The organism is Planococcus sp. TJ-201, assembly GCF_058268495.1.
Genome location: NZ_JBZDOG010000003.1, coordinates 141,485 through 158,964 on the forward strand (window position 1 = coordinate 141,485; position 17,480 = coordinate 158,964).

Annotated in this window: 21 protein-coding genes; 19 read left to right on the forward strand and 2 right to left on the reverse strand. The window is 44.9% G+C overall.

The annotated features are described in order from the left end of the window. Positions 1-62: 62 nt before the first annotated feature. From AC4EG4_RS09030 to AC4EG4_RS09075, 10 genes are all read left to right on the forward strand, one after another. Positions 63-1,403, forward strand: a complete 1,341-nt coding sequence (locus tag AC4EG4_RS09030) for a GntT/GntP/DsdX family permease (RefSeq protein ID WP_490987585.1) — start codon at positions 63-65, stop codon at positions 1,401-1,403. A 65-nt stretch (positions 1,404-1,468) separates the two neighbouring features. After that, complete coding sequence (gene gntK, locus AC4EG4_RS09035; protein ID WP_490987586.1) at positions 1,469-3,013, forward strand: gluconokinase; 1,545 nt, start codon at positions 1,469-1,471, stop codon at positions 3,011-3,013. 398 nt (positions 3,014-3,411) lie between these two features. Beyond that, entirely contained in the window at positions 3,412-5,082 is a 1,671-nt protein-coding gene (locus tag AC4EG4_RS09040; RefSeq protein WP_490987587.1) for an FAD-binding dehydrogenase, read from the forward strand. Further along, complete coding sequence (locus AC4EG4_RS09045; RefSeq protein ID WP_490976878.1) at positions 5,072-5,500, forward strand: DUF4181 domain-containing protein; 429 nt, start codon at positions 5,072-5,074, stop codon at positions 5,498-5,500. The genes AC4EG4_RS09040 and AC4EG4_RS09045 overlap by 11 nt, the downstream gene beginning before the upstream one ends. Positions 5,501-5,668: 168 nt before the next feature. Beyond that, complete coding sequence (locus tag AC4EG4_RS09050) at positions 5,669-6,073, forward strand: GNAT family N-acetyltransferase (protein ID WP_490987588.1); 405 nt, start codon at positions 5,669-5,671, stop codon at positions 6,071-6,073. A gap of 46 nt (positions 6,074-6,119) precedes the next feature. Next, positions 6,120-6,668 carry a GNAT family N-acetyltransferase gene (locus AC4EG4_RS09055; RefSeq protein WP_490987589.1) on the forward strand — a complete coding sequence of 183 codons (549 nt, stop codon included), beginning with the start codon at positions 6,120-6,122 and terminating at the stop codon, positions 6,666-6,668. Positions 6,669-6,681: 13 nt separating this feature from the next. Further along, positions 6,682-7,215 carry a GNAT family N-acetyltransferase gene (locus AC4EG4_RS09060; RefSeq protein WP_490987590.1) on the forward strand — a complete coding sequence of 178 codons (534 nt, stop codon included), beginning with the start codon at positions 6,682-6,684 and terminating at the stop codon, positions 7,213-7,215. Next, complete coding sequence (locus AC4EG4_RS09065) at positions 7,196-7,753, forward strand: GNAT family N-acetyltransferase (RefSeq protein WP_490987591.1); 558 nt, start codon at positions 7,196-7,198, stop codon at positions 7,751-7,753. The genes AC4EG4_RS09060 and AC4EG4_RS09065 overlap by 20 nt, the downstream gene beginning before the upstream one ends. A 21-nt stretch (positions 7,754-7,774) precedes the next feature. Then, positions 7,775-8,143, forward strand: a complete 369-nt coding sequence (locus AC4EG4_RS09070) for a DUF4181 domain-containing protein (protein ID WP_490976883.1) — start codon at positions 7,775-7,777, stop codon at positions 8,141-8,143. A gap of 164 nt (positions 8,144-8,307) precedes the next feature. Further along, positions 8,308-9,003 (forward strand): Na-translocating system protein MpsC family protein, encoded by a 696-nt coding sequence (locus tag AC4EG4_RS09075; protein ID WP_490987592.1) that lies wholly within the window; start codon positions 8,308-8,310, stop codon positions 9,001-9,003. 47 nt (positions 9,004-9,050) lie between these two features. On the opposite strand, the gene AC4EG4_RS09080 is transcribed toward AC4EG4_RS09075, so the two are convergent. Further along, the gene (locus AC4EG4_RS09080) at positions 9,051-9,812 is read right to left on the reverse strand and encodes a nucleotidyltransferase domain-containing protein (RefSeq protein ID WP_490987593.1); all 762 of its coding nucleotides are present in this window, start codon (positions 9,810-9,812) and stop codon (positions 9,051-9,053) included. A 106-nt stretch (positions 9,813-9,918) separates the two neighbouring features. Here AC4EG4_RS09080 and AC4EG4_RS09085 point away from each other — a divergent pair, with 106 nt between their 5' ends. From AC4EG4_RS09085 to AC4EG4_RS09125, 9 genes are all read left to right on the forward strand, one after another. Further along, the gene (locus AC4EG4_RS09085; protein WP_490987594.1) at positions 9,919-10,614 is read left to right on the forward strand and encodes a Type 1 glutamine amidotransferase-like domain-containing protein; all 696 of its coding nucleotides are present in this window, start codon (positions 9,919-9,921) and stop codon (positions 10,612-10,614) included. A 132-nt stretch (positions 10,615-10,746) separates the two neighbouring features. Then, positions 10,747-11,223, forward strand: coding sequence for a GNAT family N-acetyltransferase (locus tag AC4EG4_RS09090; RefSeq protein WP_490987595.1), 477 nt, complete (start codon positions 10,747-10,749; stop codon positions 11,221-11,223). A gap of 11 nt (positions 11,224-11,234) precedes the next feature. Beyond that, complete coding sequence (locus AC4EG4_RS09095; RefSeq protein ID WP_490987798.1) at positions 11,235-11,579, forward strand: DUF6176 family protein; 345 nt, start codon at positions 11,235-11,237, stop codon at positions 11,577-11,579. 28 nt (positions 11,580-11,607) lie between these two features. Beyond that, complete coding sequence (locus AC4EG4_RS09100) at positions 11,608-12,162, forward strand: GNAT family N-acetyltransferase (protein WP_490987596.1); 555 nt, start codon at positions 11,608-11,610, stop codon at positions 12,160-12,162. A gap of 267 nt (positions 12,163-12,429) precedes the next feature. After that, positions 12,430-13,266: a 3-methyl-2-oxobutanoate hydroxymethyltransferase gene (gene panB, locus AC4EG4_RS09105; RefSeq protein ID WP_490987597.1), complete on the forward strand. Its 837-nt coding sequence runs from the start codon at positions 12,430-12,432 to the stop codon at positions 13,264-13,266. A 225-nt stretch (positions 13,267-13,491) separates the two neighbouring features. Beyond that, the gene (locus tag AC4EG4_RS09110) at positions 13,492-13,683 is read left to right on the forward strand and encodes a DUF6440 family protein (protein WP_490987598.1); all 192 of its coding nucleotides are present in this window, start codon (positions 13,492-13,494) and stop codon (positions 13,681-13,683) included. Between the two features lie 390 nt (positions 13,684-14,073). Continuing rightward, complete coding sequence (locus tag AC4EG4_RS09115) at positions 14,074-15,009, forward strand: LytTR family DNA-binding domain-containing protein (RefSeq protein ID WP_490987599.1); 936 nt, start codon at positions 14,074-14,076, stop codon at positions 15,007-15,009. Positions 15,010-15,146: 137 nt separating this feature from the next. Beyond that, positions 15,147-15,992 (forward strand): ABC transporter ATP-binding protein, encoded by an 846-nt coding sequence (locus AC4EG4_RS09120; protein ID WP_490976891.1) that lies wholly within the window; start codon positions 15,147-15,149, stop codon positions 15,990-15,992. Beyond that, positions 15,989-16,699, forward strand: coding sequence for an ABC transporter permease (locus AC4EG4_RS09125; protein ID WP_490976892.1), 711 nt, complete (start codon positions 15,989-15,991; stop codon positions 16,697-16,699). The genes AC4EG4_RS09120 and AC4EG4_RS09125 overlap by 4 nt, the downstream gene beginning before the upstream one ends. A 160-nt stretch (positions 16,700-16,859) precedes the next feature. Here AC4EG4_RS09125 and AC4EG4_RS09130 read toward each other — a convergent pair whose 3' ends face one another. Continuing rightward, a complete protein-coding gene (locus tag AC4EG4_RS09130) occupies positions 16,860-17,270 on the reverse strand; it encodes a MerR family transcriptional regulator (RefSeq protein WP_490987600.1) in 411 nt (136 codons plus the stop codon). Positions 17,271-17,480 lie beyond the last annotated feature (210 nt).

Below are 17,480 nucleotides of genomic sequence, written 5' to 3' on the forward strand. Positions count from 1 at the left end.
CATAATGGCTAATTTCAACTTCAGTAGAATGAGCTGAAGTTGCACATTGAGGGGGAAAAAAATTGTCAGGTTCAACGTTAATTATGGTCGCGCTTGCAGGCATATTCTTATTATTATTCTTAGTTATTCGCACTAAATTGCATGCATTTGTAGCATTATTGCTTGTCAGTTTATTAGTTGGTATTGCTGCTGGCATGCCGCTTAACGAAGTTATTACATCCATTCAAAACGGTATGGGAGGCACACTCGGCTTTGTCGCTGTTGTCGTTGGCCTTGGCGCCATGTTTGGTAAAATGCTGGAAGTATCGGGTGGTGCAGAACGTTTAGCCGCTACGATGATCAGCAAATTTGGAGAAGACAAAGCACAATGGGCTTTGGGTGTTACCGGATTTATTGTTGCCATTCCTGTATTTTTTGATGTTGGCTTCATTATTTTAGTACCGATTGTGTACGGCTTGGCAAGAAAAACAGGCAAGTCGCTCTTGCATTACGGAATTCCGTTACTAGCTGGGCTTGCCGTTACGCATAGTTTTATCCCACCGACTCCGGGACCAATCGCAGTTGCTGAATTGGTCGGAGCAGAGCTTGGATGGGTTATTCTATTCGGGGTAATCGCAGGGATTCCAGCCATGATTTTAGCAGGACCCGTGTTCGGTCGTTTTATTGGTAAGCGGATTCATATTGAAATCCCGGATTACATGGAACTTGAACAAAAGGAATACGACAAGGATCTGCCGAGCTTTGGAATGATCACATCGTTGATCTTGATTCCACTTGTTTTGATTCTATTGAATACTTTGTCAGGCGTATTGCTGGAAGAAGGCAATATGCTGCGTGAAATTTTAACATTCCTTGGTCACCCATTTGTGGCATTGACCATTGCAACATTACTGACGTTCTACTTGCTGGGCACAAAGCGCGGCTATTCGCGCCAGGAAGTACAAGATATTGCGACCAAAGCGCTTGAACCTGCCGGGATTATCATTCTGGTAACAGGAGCAGGTGGTGTCTTCAAACAAGTCTTGATCGACTCTGGTGTCGGCGACGTACTTGGTGATATGATGGGCGACTCGGCTTTGCCGCCAATCGTTCTGGCGTTCTTGATTGCCACTGCGGTACGTGTTGCGCAAGGTTCTGCAACCGTTGCCATGGTTACAGCAGCAGGACTCATTACGCCGCTTCTAGAAATGATTGGCATGACTGGACCTGCTTTGGGCTTGATCGTTATTTCCATTGCATCAGGTGCGACTGTTCTTTCCCACGTCAACGACTCAGGTTTCTGGCTGGTTAACCGTTATTTTGGAATGGATGTCAAAGATACTTTGAAATCCTGGACGGTCATGGAAACCATTATCGGCCTCACCGGTTTCGTGGTAGTCTTGATCATAAGCTTTTTTATCTAAATCAAACTTGAAAAGAAAAAGGGCAGTTTCCTTTTTCTTTTTCTTGTATATAGAGGAGGGCTCCTATGCCTGAGCAGTCGTATTATTTAGGAGTGGACATTGGTACCACTTCGACAAAAGCAGTTTTATTCAATAAATTTGGAAAAGTAATTGAAGCCGATACCGTTTTTTACGCATTGGAGACGCCGAGCCCGCTTATCGCCGAGCAGGATCCTGAAGAGATTTTCCGTGCCGTGCTAACTTCTATCCGAAAAACAATCCGTAAAAGCGGGATCGATCCGCAGCAGCTGAAACTTGTATCATTCAGTTCAGCCATGCACAGCCTGATTGCAGTGGATGCTGAAGGAAGCCTGCTGACGCAAAGCATCACTTGGGCCGATACCAGAAGTTCGAAACACGCCAAGTACATAAAAGAACAGCTGAATGGCCATGAGATTTATTTGCGTACAGGCACGCCGATCCATGCCATGTCACCTTTGGCAAAACTGGTTTGGCTGAAAGATGAAAAGCCGGAAGTCTGCAGGCAAGCAGCGAAGTATATTGGCATTAAGGAATATGTTTTTCATGAATTATTCGGAGAATATGTGGTCGACCATTCTATCGCTTCGGCGACAGGACTTTTCAATTTGCAGGATTTGGATTGGGACAAAGAAGCATTGGCTGTAGCAGGTGTTGCGGCTGAGCAATTATCGCGTCCGATTCCAACTACATTCAAGCTGACAGGAATCCTTCCGGAACACGCTCTGTTTATGGGCATTCCTGAAGACGTTCCATTTATCATCGGCGCAAGCGACGGCGTATTGGCAAATCTGGGAGCTGACGCGATTGAACCCGGCGTTCTTGCAGTGACAATTGGTACAAGTGGGGCCATTCGCACGGTTACGGCAGAGCCAAAAACAGATCCAAAAGGCCGGACATTCTGCTATGCGTTGACTGAAAATCACTGGGTTATCGGTGGACCCGTCAACAATGGCGGTATTGTCCTGCGCTGGCTGCGGGATGAGTTTGCGTCATCTGAAGTGGAAACTGCGAAGCGCCTGGGCATTGATTCGTATGACGTACTGACGAAAACCGCTGAGACGGTTAACCCGGGTTCAGACGGGCTGCTGTTCCATCCTTATTTGACAGGAGAACGCGCACCATTGTGGGATGCCAATGCCCGGGGGTCGTTTTTTGGACTCAGCATCCACCACAAAAAGCAGCACATGATCCGTTCCGTGCTGGAAGGCATCGTTTATAACTTGTATACGGTGCTGCTGGCCGTCGAAGAACTGGCCGGCGAACCTGTTCGCATTCAGGCTTCAGGCGGCTTTGCCCGTTCGGAAATGTGGCGACAGCTATTGGCTGATGTTTTCGGCAAACCAGTGATCGTTCCAGAGAGTTTTGAAAGTTCGTGCCTTGGCGCTGTCGTTCTTGGCATGTACGCCACAGGGGAAATCGAGGATTTCAGCATCGTCTCCGAAATGATTGGGCAGACGCATACGCATGAGCCCGACGAAGCAGCGGCCGGCGTCTATCGTGAATTGCTGCCGATTTATATCCGCTTATCACGCTTGCTGACAGAAGAATACGAAAGCATTTCAAATTTCCAACGAAAGCATTTGGAGTGATGTGCGACACCCGGGACCAGAACGCTGGTTTCGGGTGTTTTTTTTGCGGGAATTTCTTGGAAATATTTTCTTTCTAAACTTTCATAAAATCTATAGGATACTTCTGGCTAAGCTTATGCACGCTTAAAAAAATTTATGCACGTTCAGCATGAAATATGCACGTTCAGTAAAAGATATGAACGCTTAGAATAAAATATGCACGTTCAACAGGATTTTTCTAAGAATAAATCAAACAATCAGAAAATTGATGAAAATATCTATAATTTTCCAATCCTCCATGATACGATAAAGAGAAACTTCAATTTGGATCTCACGCTTGCAGAAGCGAAAGTTTTACTGAACGTTATAGCGGGGGGAAAGCGGTACTTAAATCATTCAACATCAAGGGGGATGTACGGATGGAATTCGATGCAATTGTTGTAGGGGCAGGTCTTGCGGGGCTGGTGGCGGCAGCGGAAATTGCTGACGCAGGCAAGAAGGTGTTGCTGCTCGATCAGGAACCGGAAGCCTCTTTTGGCGGACAGGCGTGGTGGTCGTTCGGCGGTTTGTTTCTGGTCGATTCGCCCGAGCAGCGGCGTATGGGCATTAACGACTCGAAAGAATTAGCATGGCAGGATTGGCTTGGGGCAGCTGGTTTCGACCGGGAAGAGGACGAAGATTATTGGGGACGAAAATGGGCAGAAGCCTATGTCGAGTTTGCGGCGAATGAAAAGCGGAGCTGGCTCGCAGGAATGGGCGTCAAGTTTTTTCCGGTCGTTGGCTGGGCAGAACGCGGCGGTTATTTGGCGGAAGGGCACGGCAATTCGGTGCCGCGCTTCCACATTGTTTGGGGAACTGGACCTGGCATCGTTGCGCCTTTCGAGCGGCGCGTGCGTGACCATATGAAGAATGGGCTCGTGGATTATCGGCCAAGGCATCAAGTGGATGAGTTGCTGACTGCAGGAGGAGTGGTGACAGGTGTTTCTGGTTCACTGCTGGAACCGAGTGATGCTAAACGGGGAGAAGCCAGTTCGCGGCAAACAGTCGCCAACTTCCGGTGTGAAGCAAAGGCGGTCGTCGTGACGAGTGGCGGAATCGGAGGCAATCATGAACTGATTCGGAAAAATTGGCCGAGCCGCATGGGGAAGGCACCGGAAACAATGTTATCTGGAGTGCCTGCGCATGTCGACGGCAGAATGCTCGCCATTACGGAAAAAGCAGGTGGCCGAATCGTCAACCGCGACCGGATGTGGCATTACACCGAAGGCATCAAAAACTGGAGGCCAGTTTGGAGCAAGCACGGCATCCGGATTTTGCCGGGGCCCTCTTCGATGTGGTTCGATGCCACAGGTGAACGTTTTCCAGCACCCAATTTTCCAGGCTTCGATACACTCGGAACATTGGAAACCATACAGAAGACCGGCTACAGCTATTCCTGGTTCATCTTGACACAGAATATCATCGAGAAGGAATTCGCGTTGTCAGGTTCCGAGCAAAATCCAGATTTGACTGGTAAAAGCATTCCGCAAGTATTGTCCCGCATCCGTCCTGGGGCAACGGCACCCGTGCAGGCGTTTATGGATAAGGGAGAGGACTTTGTTGTCGCCGATACATTGGAGAGCTTGGTAGCTGGAATGAACAAACTGACTGGCGAAAATCTAGTGGATTTTTCAAAGATTAAGGAGCAGATAGAAGCGCGTGACCGGCAGCTCAACAATCCTTTTTCAAAAGATTTGCAGATTACTGCGATGCGCGGCGCACGGAATTACCGGGGCGACCGGCTGATTCGGGTAGCGAAGCCGCATAAAATGCTGGACCGGAAAAAAGGACCGCTCATCGCCGTTCGCTTGAACATCGTCAGCCGAAAAACCTTAGGCGGCTTGCAGACAGATTTATCTGCGAGAGTGCTCGACGACAAGAGGCAGCCAGTTCCAGGCCTTTACGCGGCTGGAGAAGTGTCCGGGTTTGGTGGCGGGGGTGTCCACGGCTATCGTTCGCTGGAAGGAACCTTTCTTGGCGGTTGCCTGTTCTCTGGAAGAGTAGCCGGCAGAGCGGTAGCGGGCGGAGGTGGTTCTGCAGATGATTTTTGATGGAGTGGGCTGGCGGGTCATCCTTTTTATACTGGGGGTCGGAGCCAGTAGTTTTTTAGTGAACACGCTATTGCGCAGAATTTTTGGCGTGGAAAGAAAGCCGTTTTTTGCAAAAAGTGAAGAATACGAAGGCCAGAAAAAATGGGACAGAATATTAGGCGGGATGTCTGCCCTTGTTGCATTTTCTGTACCGCTGCTGATTCATGAATACGGAAATTCGACTCTTTATTTGCTGCTGATTTCCGCTGCTATTGGAATTGTCCAACTATGCATTCGTGCAAGTTTTGAAAAAAAATACGCTGAAAATGAAAACGATTATTTGTATACGTTAATGGAATCCTTAACGACGATCATTATTGTCATTACTTTTGGATTGAGTTTATTTCCAGACTTTCTGGCGTATGCGTTCGGTATTTAACACAAAGGAGGAGAAAAGGATAGGAAATATCATTGCAGCATTCGCTGTTTTAATACCGATTTTCATTGCTGAGATGGGTTAGGCTGATTCGGCTTAATTCAAAAAGCAGATCGAGCAAAATCAAGAAATTATCGGATTGCTAAAAGAAAGCATGAAGGAGAATCATCAATGAAAATACAAGAAGCGTTGATAATACGCCCATATCAAAAAACAGATTTTTCAACTATCCACCGTTTAAATAAACAGGAACAGTGGAGCAACTTGGTGGAGAAAGAGCAGGATACAAAACAAGCTTGGGCCAATTCTTCTGTGGCTGTGGTCGCAGAACTCGACAGAAAGGTAATTGGTTGTTTGCGGGGGTTGACCGACGGATTCGTTTCCCTTTACGTTTGTGAACTGCTGGTCAGTCCAACTCACCGGAAATTAGGAATTGGAAAGAAACTGATGCAATTTGTGCATAGTCAGTATCCGAAAACCCGAATGGAATTGTTGGCAAGCGGCAGCTCCCGAAGTTTTTACGAAGCACAGGGCTACCGGCCTTTTTTTGGATTTCGCAAAACTTTGGGAGAATAGGGGCTGTTTCACGTGGAACGTTTTAATGCAAAGGGGTGATGTTGAAATGAAAGGCGAGCGAATAAATATCAGGTTTTTTCGTCCGGCAGATGCCGTGGAAAAGTTACAGTTAGAAGTGGAAAATCGTGATTTTTTTGAAGCTTACTCTACGACACGCTATCCGGATTTTTATACGTTGCTGATTCAGCGGGAATTGATTGAAATTTACGCGGAGCAAAAAGAAAATGATCAGGGCTACAGCTTTGGGATTTTTGAAAATGAGACCGGTCTATTAGTCGGGACGATTAGCTTGGTTCAAGTGATGAGAGGCCCTCTGCAAAGCGCTGTGCTGGGGTACGCCTTAGACAAAAAGCATAACAATAAAGGTTATGCAACAGAAGCTATCCAGTTGATTATCTCCTACGCTTTTCGAAAGCTTGCTTTGCATCGCATTGAAGCCGGTGTGATGCCAGGAAATGATGCATCTATTCGGGTCTTGGAAAAAGCGGGTTTCCACAAAGAAGGACTCGCCATTCAAAATGTCCAGATCAACGGCCAATGGCAGGACCATCAAATGCTGGCCATTATCAATCCGCGTGATCTTCCAACACATTGAAAGGGGCGGTAGCATGTACCTTCAATCTGACAGGCTTGAATTTCGACCTTATAAGGATGAGGATTTTCATTTTTTATGGTCACTGCTGTCTGATCCTGAAATGATTCGCTATATTGGCAAAGGACAAACGCGAAATCGAAGTGAAGCTTTGGAGTTCCTATACTGGATCTATCGCTCTTATCAGCAGCATCCACACCACGGACTCTTGTTGCTTGTCCGAAAATCGGATGGCCGGCGGATTGGCCATGCAGGTTTGGTGGTTCAAACCATAGAAGGGATTGCGGAATTAGAGGTTGGCTACTGGGTTGCCAAAGAATTTTGGGGACAGGGATACGCCAAAGAAGCGGCAGTGACTTTGCGCGACTATGGCTTGCATCAACTAGGGCGAAGCCGGCTCATTTCGCTGATTCAACAGGAGAATAGAGCTTCACAAAAAGTAGCGCAGTATATCGGGATGGCCATGGAAAAAGAAATTGACTTGGCTGGAAAAAAGGTGTACGTGTACGCGATTGAAAAGGAGGATACAGATGGAATTTCCCGTTTTTGAAACCGCAAGGCTGCGCCTAGAGAATGTTGAAGAAAAGGACGCAGCAGCATTTTTTGATATCATGTCGCGAACCGAAGTAACGGCCTATTATGGAATGGACGCTTTGGTGTATCAAGAAGAGGCGGTTGAAATCATCCGCTCATTTGATGCGGTTTTTCATGCAAATCGGGGGATGCGATGGGCGATTCGGCTTAAAGAAACCGATTGTTTTATCGGAACCATTGGCTTGAACAATCTAAATCTGAAAGCGAAAAAAGCAGAAATCGGCTATGAATTGCATCCGGATTATTGGCGCCGCCAATTGATGCAAGAAGCCATCCATGGTGTGCTAAAGCATGCTTTCACAGAACTCGATCTGTATAGAATAGGTGCTGTGACGTTCCTGGAAAACACGTCGTCAAACCGACTGTTGGAAAAACTGGGCTTTACAAAAGAAGGGCGGTTGCGCGTCTATTTGCACCAGCAAAACCAATCCCACGATGCTTTTGTTTTTTCCATCTTGAGAACAGAATGGCTGGGAAAAGACTCCAATGACTAGTGAAAAGGAGGCGGGAAAAGCTTGATAGCTAAGGCGCTCTTGCTTTGTTTGTTTTACATTGGTGCAAACCTTGTTGTGGGACAGTACGTCAGAAAGCGCTGGGAAATTTCAAAGCGCAAAGAACTATTGTACTGGCCTTTAAACCGGAACCATGCGTTAATGGAAGCATTCTTGATGATTGGTTTTCTTGTTGGGGCTGTGGCTTTTGGAAATCAGTTGATGGGAACGATCAATTGGGTCTATTATCTCTTTTTTTATTTCTTTATTAATTCCATCAGCCGTGCTTTTATGGAATGGAAACATGCCAAAAATGAAAATATTTGGATCACTCAGCTGACGGAAGCTGCTGTTGCTGCAGTCCTTCTATTGAGCTTCTTTGTGTTGCAATAAGGGTGTAATTTCTTTTGCTAAACAAAAGTTTATGGGTGTTTTGCCTGCAGACCTGTTTATCTCCTGGTAATATTAGCACGATTAAATTCTTGGAGGATTACGTGTTTCTATTTAGGGGAATAGCATCAGCAATAAACTTTGCATCACTTAAAGGAGAAGCAGCCATGAACAAGGAAGAAACCATAGAAGCGCAAGTGGAGGGGTATATCTCAAACCTCTTGTGCACTCATTTTGGAAAAGGGCCAGCTTCTGTCATTGCGGAAGTTCATAAACCGTTCGTCACCATTCATTTACATGAATTTCTTGCTTCAACTGAAAAGGTGCTAATGGATCAGAATGAATTGTCCCGGATCCAGGAAATAAGAGACTTGCTGATGCACGAACTGAAGGACGAAATAAAGCTCGATTTGTTAAAAACGACTGACTTAGATATCAAAGAAGTTTACGCAGACTGGAATGTAGAAAATAGAACCGGCTTGCTGATTCTGGTCTTAACTGAAGAAGCCAATGAGCAAATTAGTGAATGGCCAGAAGGTGTAGATAAAAACGCTTTTTACCAGGAAGTGGCTAAGATCAGCAAGATGGCTAAAAAAGAACCTGAGACAACAGCTGTTTTTTGGATGGCTGAAGAGACTGTGTTGATACGGAGAACGGGAGTTTTAGTAGAAATTGAGAGGGCGATGATCGCAAGCAATTTTACAGGTGCGCTCAAACTTGCAAAGCGGCCATTGGAATCAAAGTTTATTGCTCAATCTTTGCTGAAACAGATTTTAACAAGAAACATTGTTGAGGTATTTTCCGACTGGAACTTTCAAAAAGACATCGGGTATATGGTATTGATACTCGAACCCAAAAGGTAAAAGACAAGCAAGAAGCGCCAAAATTAGGCGATTTTTGCTTGTCTTTCTTATGTTTGCATCATTTTTTGCATCAATGGCATCGTTTGCTCGCGATCGGCAACATGTTCCTCTATCCAATGGGCTTCTCTAGTTAACAATTGGCGGATTTGCGAAGCGGCTTGTGGATGAGCTGCCGGCGTCATAAGGCCAGAGATGCTCTCAATTTCTGAGAAGACGGGCTCTGGAAGCGAACGGCTTATGGTTTTCAGGCCCAATTGCGCCCGTTCCGGTGCATACCGGTACAGCAAGATCCGTGCCAAATGCTCCAGAACATGCGACAGCATCTTCACTGCCCAGACATCGTTTCCTCTGGCACTCGCTTTACGATACTGGAATAAAAACCAAGCCACATCAATAACATGGTCTTTATATTCTTCTTTGCTGAGTATCAGGCTTTGGGAAGCTTCAAATTGTGCCAGCAAGTTTTCTGGATCGTAAACAACCTTGAAAAAATCTTTTGGCGTGAAGGATTCCACAGTTACTGTAAACAGGTCTATATGGAGCAAGTTATCAAAGACCGCGATAAGCTGCGGGGCAATGATGAAGATATCGTCCTGAAACAGCACCGGCCGGTAAGTCTGAAGATGCGTGATGCGCTCCGCGAGAAACAATTCTTCCTGTTCTTTTTCAACCAGGCAATACAGATCGATATCGGAATGTTCGTCATGTTCATTTCTGCCCATCGAGCCTTTCAAAAAAATAGCACGGACATGGGGGCTCTGAATTAAACTGGCTGTAATTTTTTCTACGGCAACTTCTTGTACAAGCATAACAATCCTCCGATGGCTAAATTTGTTTTTATTACTATAGCATAGAAGGATAAACCTTCCAATTTGAAGAATAAATAGAAATACGAAATTATGGAGAGTGAAAAATATGCGCCAAATCATTGCAATGGGCGGTGGCGGATTTTCAATGGAACCCGACAATCCGTTATTGGACCAATACATACTAGCGCAGGCAAACAAATCGCTGCCAAAAATCTGCTTTATTCCCACAGCAAGCGGAGATGCCGATAGTTATATTGAAAGGTTCTACAGCTTTTTTAACCAGCAGGAATGTGTACCGAGCCATTTGTCCTTATTCAAACCGCCGACGCGGGATTTGGAACGATTCGTGCTGGAGCAGGATATTATTTACGTGGGCGGCGGCAATACTAAAAACCTGTTGGTGCTATGGAAAGAATGGGGATTGGATGGCATTCTGAGAAAAGCATGGGAGCAGGGAATTATCCTTGCAGGACTTAGCGCTGGCTCAATTTGCTGGTACGAGGAAGGCGTTACGGACTCATATGGTGATAAACTCGAACCGCTCCAAGCGCTTGGATTCCTAAAGGGCAGCCATTGTCCGCATTACGATGGAGAAGCAGAAAGAAGACCGACGTATCGTCAGTTTGTGGACTTGGGTACATTGCAGGCAGGCATTGCAGCAGACGACGGCGCGGCTGTTCATTATATCGAAGAGGACATCAAACGCATCGTCAGTTCAAGGCCGACTGCTAAAGCGTATTGTGTGACTAGTGGTGGAGAAGAAGAGTTGGCAACGGAGTATTTAGGGGAACTTGAGAGATAGAGTAGGATGACGATGCTGGCTGTTTTTTCAATGATGATAAAAGCTTTTCAATAAGAGCGAAGCATTCAAGTATATTTGCCTTGGTTTATATGCACGATGGACAGAATGTTTTCGGAAAAATGAGGTGCTAGGATGAAAATTAAATTGGAAAAAGCTGCAGTTTCTGATGCAGCCGCTATTTTGGCTATGCAAAAATCTGCCTTTTTGCCGTTGTTGGAGAAATACCAGGACAGCACTACCAATCCGGCAAATGAAACAGTGGAGCGAGTACGCGGCAGAATAGAAAGTCCAGGCTCGTTCTATTACAAAATTATGGCGCAAGAAATAATGGTGGGTGCGATACGCATTAAGCAAGACGAAGGCAACCGGTTTTGGGTCAGTCCGTTATTTGTCGATCCGCGTTTTCAAGGGCATGGTGCAGCTGCGGAAGCAATGATGCAGGCAGAACAGCTCTATTCAGAAGCTGATACATGGGAACTTGCGACCATTTTGGAGGAAGAAAGGAATTGCCGGTTTTACGAAAAATTAGGCTACCGGGCAACAGGCGTCCTTAAGCAATTGAATGACAGAGCCACTTTGGGGTATTTTATAAAACAGCAAAGGATGTAGAGTAAATGAAGCTGACTGCAGAACTTTCGAGATTCAAAGTGAAAGAGGAAAAAAATGAAGCGGTAGAACAATGGATGGATTTTCTAAATGAGCACATGGAGAAAGTTTTACTGACGCTCAACGATGAAAAAATGTTTGTCGAAACAATTTTTAAAGAAGAGGTCGGCGGCATAACATATCTGTACTGGTATTCGGTACAGGGAGAAGGTGGAGCCGAACTAGAAAGCTCCAGCCATGAAGTGGATAAAAGGCATATGGAATACTGGAATGAATGCATTGACTCAAGCTACGATTCAGTGGATATGGATGCGAAGGTTGTTATGATTCAGCATCAGGTAAGAAATGCTATGGAATGAAATAAGTGAAGAGGAAGGAAGAAACCAAATGCTTGAAACAGCTCGGTTTTTTTTGCGCGAATTTGTTCAGGAGGATTGTGAAGCAGTCCATGCCTATGCCTCTCAGGAAATTGTTTCCCAGTATCAGCCTTGGGGACCGAACTCACCAAAAGAAACCCGGCAATACATAACGGATGTGCTTCAAGAACAGCTTCAACAACCGCGCACCCACTTCACTTTTGGGGTGGTCTGGAAAGATACTGCAACAGTCATTGGAGCGGGGGAGTTATCCGCAGTAGACAGCATTAACCAGTCTGGTGAGATTGGTTATATTCTTCATCCCGATTATTGGGGGCAAGGAATTGCTTCAGATTTAGCTGCATTGCTTATGGAGTTCGGCTTTAAAGAGCAGGGGCTTCATCGAATAGAGGCGCGTTGTGATCCTCAAAATATAGGGTCACAAAAAGTTCTTGAAAAAGTGGGAATGAAAAAAGAAGGACAGCTCCGGCAAAATTTGCGCATAAACAATGGATGGCGCGACTCATTACTTTATGGAATTCTTGAAGATGAGTGGCAGAGTTCTCTGAATGGTCGAGTCCATTAGTGCATCCAGCAAACTTTCAAAAATGTAGGGATGCAAAATTTTCAGCATGCTATTTAAAAGAAAAAGCACACTTCTTCTGCTATAGTGGCATTAAGGGCGGTATCATTATTGAACTGCACCTGTGTAAAAAATTCTAAAACTAAATAGTTCTGCCTTGATCTTACATCGACAGGGACGGAGAAACCATTAATAAACTTACCGCCCGTCTGTCCAAATTTGGAACCGATGGGCTTTATTTCGGTTTTCCTCCCAAAAGGAGAGAAAAAAATGAAGAATACAGCATCTCTTATCAAAATGAAAAAAGAAAACGAAAAAATTGCCATGTTGACTGCTTATGATTACCCATCAGCGAAGCTTGCGGAGCAGGCCGGTGTGGATGTGATTCTAGTAGGCGATTCGCTCGGAATGGTCGTTTTGGGATACGATTCTACCGTAAAAGTGACGGTCGATGACATGATCCATCACGGCAAAGCAGCCCGACGCGGAGCCCCAGGTACTTTTTTGGTAGTGGATATGCCATTTGCTTCGTTTCATGGAAGCGCAGAACGGACACTCGACAATGCAGTGCGGATTGTACAGGAAACGGGAGCCGAGGCAGTGAAAGTCGAAGGTGCTGACGAAGTAGTAGATGTCATAAAAATGCTGACGCGCACCGGAATCCCGGTTGTTGCTCACTTAGGGCTGCTTCCGCAATCAGCAGGTGTTCTCGGCGGTTACAAAGTCCAAGGCAAAACAGCGCATGCTGCACAAAAACTGATCGACGACGCGCGCGCCTGTGAAGCAGCAGGGGCCTGCATGCTTGTACTGGAATGCATCCCGTATCAGTTGGCGCAAAAAGTGACAGCGGTTCTAAACATTCCGGTGATTGGCATCGGTGCAGGCAGTGAAACAGATGGACAGGTTTTGGTCTATCACGATACCTTAAAGTACGGATCGCATCACTTGCCGAAGTTTGTCCGGTCCTACGCCGAAGCAGGAGATATCATGAAGGATGGTTTGATTCAATATGTAAATGAAGTGAAAACAGGGGCTTTTCCAGCGGAAGAACATCGGTTTACGATGAAAGAAGAAGAACTTCAGCAGCTTTACGGAGGAAAAGAATAGAGAGAAGGGAAAATACGGCATCTCAAAAGGTGCCGTGTTTTTTCATGCTATCGGGCGGAAAGCGGCGATTTTTTTGATGAATCTTAATCCGACAAGGAAATAGAGGGGACAATTAACAACATATTTTTTACTGCTTGCAGACGCACCGGCATGCTTAAAGAAAGATGAAACTTGAGAATAGTTTATTCGTATGTATACTAATCAAAAATTTAAGGGGGTAGAAGCATGTTTGGTAATAAAGAATTGGAAAATCAACGCTTTTATATAAAATCGTCAGAGAATGTACCTAGCTTAGGCAGAATAATAATTTTAGTCGACCGTCATACTGGGGTGAATTATATTCAAACATGGGTAGGTGCAGGCAGTGGAATTACCCCTTTAGTGGATAAGAACGGACAAGTTGTTGTGGAAGAATAACCTTGAATTTATGCATGTTGCAGTCGTGAAGTTATTTTGTAAAAGTATTTGGATTTTAAACTGATTGATAAGTACATTAATCACAAGTGGTACAGCATTTGTTGTGCAAGTATCGCTGACCCGTGAGAGGCTAAAGGTTGCCAGGCATATGTCTGGCAATCTTTGATCTTTAATTGTACTCATTTAAACAGAGCCTCCTAACAGTGGGCGGCCCACTATAAAGGCGCATCAGCAAAAGAGTAATGGATTGCGCTGAGTGGTGTAAAAAACCTACTTTATCTGAAATGGTACAAAAATTACTGGTTCAAGCAAATCAAGCTGTTTCTTTCTGACTGTTAAGGGTTACAATTAATGCCAGGATTCTTATCTTTTTGAGTATAGGAGGCACGTATGAATATTCAAGCAGTGATGGTAAATGGCCAAAAGATAATCCCTTCTGTTGAACTCAAGCTGCAAAAACATAAGATCATCGGCATTCAAACAAATGTCCGGCGCAAAAAAATCCTTCTCTCCCAATTGGTAGAGCGGGAGGATACTTACCTGTCCCTAGCGGAGCAGGGGGAGTACTCGCGCCTCACGGTACAAGAACTGCTGCGTTTTTTGAAATCGGTCAGCGGCCATGAAAAATCGGTTGAGGCAATGCTCAGCTTGTTCCAGTTGACAGAGCTGCAAAAAACAAAGATTGCCCATTTGCCCTCATCAAAAAAAATCTACTTATCCCTGTTGCGGGTTTACTACGCACAGCAAAAAACAATCGTCCTCGAAGAGCCTTATTTTCAACTGGAAGAACAAGATCAGCTAATGTTTGCGCGCTTGCTGGAAGAGCTGTCGGCAGAAAAAGAAATTATCGTTTTGACTTCCAATCTGGAAGATGCGCTTATCAGCTGCGACGAAGTGTATCGTTTGGATGATGCTGGGTTGCAATTATTGGATATCGCAGATGTGGAAGAAGATGGACAAATCCAAAGCGAGGTAGAGGAAGCGAATTTCAAGGTTCAGAAAATCCCGACCAAGAAGAACGACAAAGTCATTTTGTTCAATCCGCCCGAAATCGATTATATTGAGAGCATCAACAGCTCGGCTATAGTCCATGTCGCAGGGGAGACCTATACTTGTGCGATGACATTGGCAGAACTCGAGCAGCGGCTGCAGCACTACGGCTTTTTCCGCTGTCACCGTTCGTACATCGTCAATCTGCAAAAAGTCCGGGAATTAATTACTTGGACAAAAAATAGCTATAGCCTGCGTTTAACGACTGGAAAAGATTCGGTCGTGCCGTTGTCGCGCAGCAAATTAGTCGAATTAAAAGAACTGTTGAACATTTAATTTCCCGGGAAATAATCGTCTATAGATGCTTAATAGGTACAATTCGGTTGGAAAATGGTACAGATCAGCGGAATGTGAAAGCACAGAGTCCCTTTTCTTTATATGATTACACCATCAAAGAAAAGGAGTGGCGCCATATGAATGCAATATCCGTACAAAATATCCAAAAGTCATTTGCCAGCAACCCGGCATTAAAAGATGTCTCATTTGATGTTCCCAAAGGTGAAATTTTCGGTTTTCTGGGGCCTAGTGGTTCGGGAAAAACAACCTTGCTTAAAATTTTGACTGCGCAATTGGAAATGACAAGCGGCCAGGCATCGGTGATGGACATGCCCGCCAAGACGATGCAGAAAACGGAGCAGAAAAGACGCTTCGGAATTTTGACCGACAACAGCGGTTTGTACGAGCGTTTAACCATTGAAGAAAATCTCGATGTATTCCGCCGCCTGTATGATTTGCCAAAAAGTGCCATTGATAAAGTGCTCGACTTTGTCAATTTGAATGCAGACCGCAAAAAGAGAGTCAGCGTGCTGTCAAAAGGCATGCGCCAGCGCGTCACATTGGCATGTGCGATTATCCATGAGCCGGAATTGCTGTTTTTGGATGAGCCAACTTCCGCGCTCGATCCGGTAAATACAGCGCACATCCATAAAGGCTTGCGCTACTTGAACGAACGGGGCACAACGATTTTTCTGACCACACATGACATGACTGAAGCAGAATCACTGTGTGAACGCGTAGCCATTTTACACAAAGGGGAAATCCGCGCAATTGGTTCGCCCGATGAGCTGAAAAAAGCACACCGGGATGGCACGTTGACGGTGGAATTGACGTCGGGCAAGACCGAGCGTTTGAAGATGAACGAAGATTCTGCTGCTGCGGTGGCGAGTTGGATGAGCTTGGGGCAAATTGACCGCATGTACACAAATGAGCTAAGTTTGGGCGACATTTTTATTAAACTGACGGGGAGTGAATTGGTATGAACGTATCATTAAAACGCATCCAAGCCATTTTCATCAAAGATTATAAAGAGTTTTCCAGAAACTATGCGATTTCGGTTATGTTGCTGTTTCCAATCATCTTTGCTCTGCTTTACCGGACAGATAGCGGCGAACAAGCTTTCATGTATGCATTCATTATGAACTTTTCGCTGGCCATGCTGACCAGCTATATTCAAGCCTGCTTGATAGCCGAGGAAAAAGAGCGCAATACGCTGCGTTCACTGATGATGACTCCAGCATCGATGCTCGATGTCCTGATTGGGAAAAGCGCACTCGTCTTTATCATTTCCGCAGTGATTCTTGCGTTTTCGACGTATCTGTTCGGTTTTGAGTCCACGAATATGCTCGTATTGGCAGCGGCGCTGGGCATTTCCATCTTGCTTTACACAGCAATCGGAACCATTTGCGGGTTGTATTCGAAAACCTTGCTTGAAGCATCCCTGTCGGTATTTCCAGTCTTGATCATTTTCACGGCCGGGCCATTTGCTTTGGCATTCGAAGACGATTTTCCGTTTTTGCAAGTGCTGCGCTATTTGCCGAGCAGCCAATTGAGCGACCTGCTTATCACATTGGAAACCGGAGGAACCAACAACGATATTCTTATGCCGCTTGTCATTATTTCCATATGGACAATCGTCTTGACCGTTATCTCGTTTGTCTTGTATAAAAAACGTTTGATGGATTCATAAAAAACAGCTCTTCTTTTATTTCGAATTCTTAAAAGGAAGGCCTATTTCTTCGAATTAGTTGTGGCGACTTAATTCTGCAAGAAAAAGCCTTCCTTTTTTACTTTCCATTGTTGCTTAATAAGATAGATATAAGCGGAAAAAGAGGGGATTTAGCTCTGCATCAGTCAAAACTTCCGATTTTGTTAGTCTTATGAACATCTTCCGTACCAGCTTCTAAGGCGACTTTGTAATAAGAACATTTGTGTTCAATAATTTCCATCGTTTTTTTTAGTTCTTCCATTTGCGCTTCTACCGTGGCTTTTCGTTCCATGAACATGTCATATCGTTGCTGCAAAGTGGAATCCCCGTCAGAACACCAATCGATGAAGTTTTTAATTTCTTTAATGGGCATGCCGCTTGCTTTCAAGCATTCCACGATTTTTAATGCGCTGATATCAGTTTCTTTAAACAAGCGTGTTCCGCTTGGTGTCCGTTCTACAAAGGGCATAAGTCCTTCTTTATCGTAATAGCGCAAAGTATATACAGTCAAATCCAATTCTTTTGCAACTTCACTGATGGAAAAAGTCTTCATAATGTATCTCCTTTTTTATAAGCTATACCTCGAGTCAACTCTAGGATTTAAAAACTTTATCATTTGATTTGTTGAATGTCAAAGCGTGCTTATATAAAAAGTAGGTATCTGGACTTCCGACTTGACCTAGAGTTAACTATAGCCCTTAAAATTAGATAGGAAGGAGAATAGGTATTGTATAGGACACTAGCAGGGAAGTAAGGAATGTTT